The 4886-nt window shown below is 51.5% G+C and carries 5 protein-coding genes; 3 read left to right on the top strand and 2 right to left on the bottom strand.

The genetic code is table 11. The annotated features are described in order from the left end of the window. Positions 1–175: 175 nt before the first annotated feature. Entirely contained in the window at positions 176–1702 is a 1527-nt protein-coding gene (locus tag JJO78_RS20540; RefSeq protein ID WP_083637234.1) for an Ig-like domain-containing protein, read from the bottom strand. Between the two features lie 241 nt (positions 1703–1943). Here JJO78_RS20540 and JJO78_RS20535 point away from each other — a divergent pair, with 241 nt between their 5' ends. From JJO78_RS20535 to JJO78_RS20525, 3 genes are all read left to right on the top strand, one after another. Continuing rightward, positions 1944–2357, top strand: coding sequence for a hypothetical protein (locus tag JJO78_RS20535; RefSeq protein ID WP_075196088.1), 414 nt, complete (start codon positions 1944–1946; stop codon positions 2355–2357). Between the two features lie 375 nt (positions 2358–2732). Beyond that, positions 2733–3176, top strand: coding sequence for a cupredoxin domain-containing protein (locus tag JJO78_RS20530; protein ID WP_206512136.1), 444 nt, complete (start codon positions 2733–2735; stop codon positions 3174–3176). A 12-nt stretch (positions 3177–3188) separates the two neighbouring features. Continuing rightward, positions 3189–3905, top strand: coding sequence for an RNA polymerase sigma factor (locus JJO78_RS20525; protein ID WP_075196086.1), 717 nt, complete (start codon positions 3189–3191; stop codon positions 3903–3905). A 353-nt stretch (positions 3906–4258) separates the two neighbouring features. Here JJO78_RS20525 and JJO78_RS20520 read toward each other — a convergent pair whose 3' ends face one another. After that, a complete protein-coding gene (locus tag JJO78_RS20520) occupies positions 4259–4417 on the bottom strand; it encodes a hypothetical protein (RefSeq protein ID WP_164732082.1) in 159 nt (52 codons plus the stop codon). Positions 4418–4886: the final 469 nt, after the last annotated feature.

Genomic DNA, 4886 nt, shown 5'->3' with positions numbered 1-4886 from the left:
CCCCCCCCCCCCCCCCCCCCCCCCCCCCCCCCCCCCCCCCCCCCCCCCCCCCCCCCCCCCCCCCCCCCCCCCCCCCCAAATTGAGATGTGAGGCCTGGGCAGTGATCAAGACACTGTCCCAGTTCTCCATTCATTGTGGTTATAGAGAGCCAACCGCCTAGCAGCTTTCAGGTCATTACAACGACTTCAAATATTCGACGAGGTCACTCTGTTGATCCTCATCGAGACCAAGGGCTTTTCGGTCGTTGTAGAGCGTGACGACATCCGCAAGCGTTGCAGCCATTCCGTTATGGAAATAGGGCGGGTGTTGCCAGATGCCTTCCAGCGGAGCTGTGCGGTACATCTTGGTTGCACTTCGAGATGCGTACCCCGGAGCTCCGTCAGGCTCCGGTTCACTCACAACATCCGATGGATCATGCAAACGACTATTCGCGTCTGTGAACTTGGGCCCGCTATGGCAGGAAGAGCACTGTGCCTGGCCATTGAACAGCTCTTCTCCACGGGCTGCTGCTGTAGGATCAAATGAACCTTCGGGAGGTTCTGGCGAGAGCAGCGACAGTTGATAAGCCTGTAGCGCCGGGAGCTTATCCGTTACAAGATCTTCTGTGCCGTTGGTTACATCAACCCCGGTTCTGGGTTCGTAAAAGGAACCTTCCCCACCCATCTGGGTGACAGCGACGTATCGGTTCCAATAGGCGATATCGTTGCCGTCTCCGGTTGATGTTGTCTTTTCGATACCGTTCAGACCAAACGCAGGCGTGATGACATGCGGACTGCTGATACCGTCCTGATTGAACCTGGCGTCGTACATCCCTGGCCCCCAGGAGTTGTAGATGTCTTTTTGTGCGGGAGTAAGTGCAGGCGACAAGGCGATAATGGCACCCGGGTTCAGGTCACGGTTGGCCCATCCGTCAAGTCGTTTGCCAATGCCCGGGGCAAAGGAATTGTCCACGGTCGAATGGCACAACGCGCAGGTCACACCGACACTGGTGAGCGTATCCACGTCGTTTACCTCCTCCACGGTGCCTTTGACACCGACTACCGCATCCAGCTTGAGTAATGCAACGGTGGTCGCAGGTGACTCCAGATTAATGGTTCCCTGTGCGATTCCATTAACTACAGCTTCAGGAAGTGCTTCCGCATCTACTTTTAGTCCCACAGAAAGGGCTGTGACCGGATCAACGGCTGACTGAATAACATCGTGCATTTCCAGCACGTCCGTCCAGAAACGTTCATCTCCAAATGTGTCATAGCGGAATATCTCTTTTCCGAGCGCAAGAGTTTCCGGGCGTGCCGTTGTCCCAAACGTCCATCCAAAGACCTTTCCAAGCGTGTTATTGGACACATCCTTTACTTCCGCAGCGATCTGTACTTCGCAGTCCTTGTTCTCGGGAAGGAGAGTATCCGGGGTCAAAAAAACGGTCCTCGCGTTGTTCTGGAAGCTGACATCGGCAAACGTTACCTCGGATTCGTCACATTCAAGGCGAACCTCGGCGGCCGAAAAAGTAGTGCTATCAAGTGAGCGGTTAAAGGTGATCGCAACCTGGGTATCAACTGGAATCAGTTCACCCTCGGCTGCCGGGCTGACGCTTTGCACAGCGAAAGGAGGCGAACTTCCGTCACTGCACCCAACCAATGTTGCGATGCAAATTGCCCCCACCAGGGCGCCTACTGTCTGTAGGTGTTTCTTATTGCTGTTCATATCCCGTTTCCTTCGTTAGGCCGGTAACGGCGCACGTAAATACACCCAAACCCCGATTATTCAGGGCTGGCTAAAGCGACAGATGCGGGAAATTGGAAAAGGTTACCGAAAGTTTTCGGACGGTGGGTGGCACTTTAATGCATTGCCGTGATGACACTACCGACAAAAAAGCCTGAAACCTTTTCGTCAGAGCTGCATCTGGTTCATTGCCACATTAATTAATCACAAACGAGGAATGGCTATGAAAAAGTTACTGATCGGTTTGTTGGGTATGAGTCTGGCAGCAGGCGCGTTGGCCCATGACGAAGACAAGGTTGCCCAGATGCCGCCGGAGGGACCGTATGTGCAGGTGAGCGAGGTGTTGCCGCTGCCTGCATTTCTGCCGGGCCTGGGGACACTTTTTGTTGATCCGGACACTTTGCCCGCTGGTCCATTCTTGAGCTATGACCACGATGGAAAGTTGTCGGCTACCGTCTACATGACGCCCCTTGAGGAATTGAAGAACGGTGTCGCTTACGATGACCTAGCGATCGGATCTCATGAAGTGACGGCTGTTGACATCTACTACAACGCAGGGCATCCCGGCGTGGAAAGTCCGCATGCTCACGTCGTGCTATTCCACGACAAGGGCGCCAAAGATCGGTTGGCCAAATAGGCGACGAGTTGTCTCCCTTTTGGTTATCTGAGAGCACAAGGAGGGCCTATGGCATAACACGGCTGAACTGGGTTGGGATCGCAGGCAGAACGCTTACTTGGGTTTGAATAAAACGGGAAAAGCATGCAAGACCAACCCTGGCTCAGCCTGGGTGCTGAAACTTACGCCCCTTGTTTTGCGAATAGAGGCCGTTGATGACCATAGGAATTCAAAATATTTGTACGTTTGTCGCGTAACCTTTTTGAAATAAGAGCATCTGATCAGTAAGACGTTTCTCAAATACCGATTGGACTGCCCGCCGGGTATCTGGCTATGAACTGTTCAAGGCGTAGATTACTGAAGTTGTCGGGCTCGCTATTACTTCTGAGTAGTGGTGTGACTGAGGCTGCTGGCGAAAGCCAGGTTGTTATCAAGATGCAAGGTACACCCAGAGGTGAAAGGGTTTGGTTTGATCCGAAGGGGATTGCGGTAGATCCGGGCACAACAATTACCTTCGTCAATCAGGATCCTGGGAATTCTCACACGGTGACGGCGTATCACCCTGAGTATTTTGATCGGGTGCGGCGGATGCCAAAGGCTGCCAAACCGTTCGGTAGTGGCCATTTGCTTCCGAACCAGAAATTCAGTCTGACGCTGACGATTCCTGGTGTTTATGACTATTACTGCGTGCCGCATGAAATGGCGGCTATGGTTGGGCGGATCGTCGTTGGAACGCCTGAAATGGTGGATTGGGATAGTTCCGCTCTGCGTGCGGGCGGAGTGAGTGGACATGTAGCGACTCAATTCCCTTCGATCCGCGATATTGTTAATGAAAGCTGACAAGGTCTCGTTATGAAAACTTCTGTCGACTCCCTATCGCCCAAGCCCACCATTGGCTTGCAAACCTCTGAAGACGAGCTTGTAAGACTGGCAAAACAGGGGCATGAAACGGCTGTAAGGGAGGTGATCAGAAGGCTTAATCCGCGTCTGTTTCGTATCGCCCGAGGCATTATGGATAACGATGCCGAAGCCGAGGAGATCGTCCAGGAAACCTACCTCATTGCCTTTTCCCGCATTGCAGAGTTTCGTGGGGATGCCAAGCTTTCAACCTGGGCCACTAAAATCGCGTTAAATGTTGCCCGAATGCGATTGAGAAAACGTCAGCCTACCGAAGAATACGACTCGGTCTCGGAAGAATTTCATCAGGAAGCATCAGTCATAGCGTTTCCAGGCAGCAGACAACGTTCCCCCGAAAACGAGCACGGCGTTGCACAGTTCCGGGAATGGTTAGAGGCAGCAGTATCCGAACTGCCGAGTCATCTTCGGGTTGTGTTTGTTCTCAGAGAGGCAGAAGGGATGGCGTTGGCCGACATTGCGCTGGACCTCGGCATTACCGTTATGACCGTCAAAACACGCCTGTTCCGCGCAAGACGACATCTTAAGTTGTTACTGGAGTCGCGTATCCAGGGTGGGTTTGAAACAGTCTATCCATTTGATGGCGCCCGTTGCGCCCATATGGCGGATTCCGTTGTCGAGCTCCTTGCTGATTTTATCCGTCCTCCCAGTTAGTGATTGTCCCATTCCGGCTCAATTGACGATCTAAATGCAGTTTGTAGTTGTCCAACGCGCATTCATCGAAAGGGCACGTGGACACCAAGCGAAAGGAAATTCATTAACAAACTATTACTGGCGAAGTCTATCCTGATGGGGAGGTGCGTGATACACGCCGGAGATACGATGGGACGCGGCACTTTGGAGGAACTGGAGCAGCTTGATGCCTGGTTTGGCCGTCAGAAAATCATACGCACAAAATCCTCATCGCGGGCAACCACCACTGGTGTTTCGAGAGAGAACCAAATCAGTGGCGCCAACCTAAAAAATACACAATGTTATTCCCAAAAGTTATCCGGAATGTACCTAGATCATCTCCTGTGGAGAACAAACCTTTCTGCTCCTTGTTTTTTAAATATAATGGGTTGAATCTGATTTATTGTTGAGGAGGTAAGAGTGAAACGTCTTCTAATTGTATCGAGCTGGGGTTTAAGTATTTCTGTTTTAGGAGTTTTTGCTTCAGTGCTCATGGCCTATCCTTGGGCATCGAGGTTTTCGATAATGGGTCAGATCATCGCTCATATTTCGATACCGCTATGGGCGGCCGGCGTTAAACTGTTCTATGTGTTGAGATTAAATGCCCTGAGAAATATGGAGCGGAGATTGAATATGCTCGCCAAAAACTCGCGTAGCGCAGAATAATAGATCCAATAACCTGTAATGCCTGCGCTTTAAAATTATCGAAGCATAGGTGGAAGTTAATATGTATATTGCAAATTTTTCATTCATGGAAAACTGCGTAATAGGTTCAGTAAGCGGGCTTACTCTTTGGAATGGGGGGCTCTTTTCAGAAAGGTTGATGGTGAATGATGCTGCATGGTTTTTGGCCACGAAAGAGGAGGCAGAAAAGTGGTCAAGGCAGGTGGACTTCCCCCAATAAAATGGACACGCCCCATTAATTGATTCCTTCGAACTCTATCGGAGTCCGGTAACCAAGGC

It is taken from the genome of Marinobacter sp. DS40M6 (assembly GCF_028581595.1).
Classification (GTDB): Bacteria; Pseudomonadota; Gammaproteobacteria; order Pseudomonadales; family Oleiphilaceae; genus Marinobacter; species Marinobacter salarius.
Note: the sequence above shows the minus strand (reverse complement) of the source record. Positions and strands in the feature narration are given on the sequence as shown.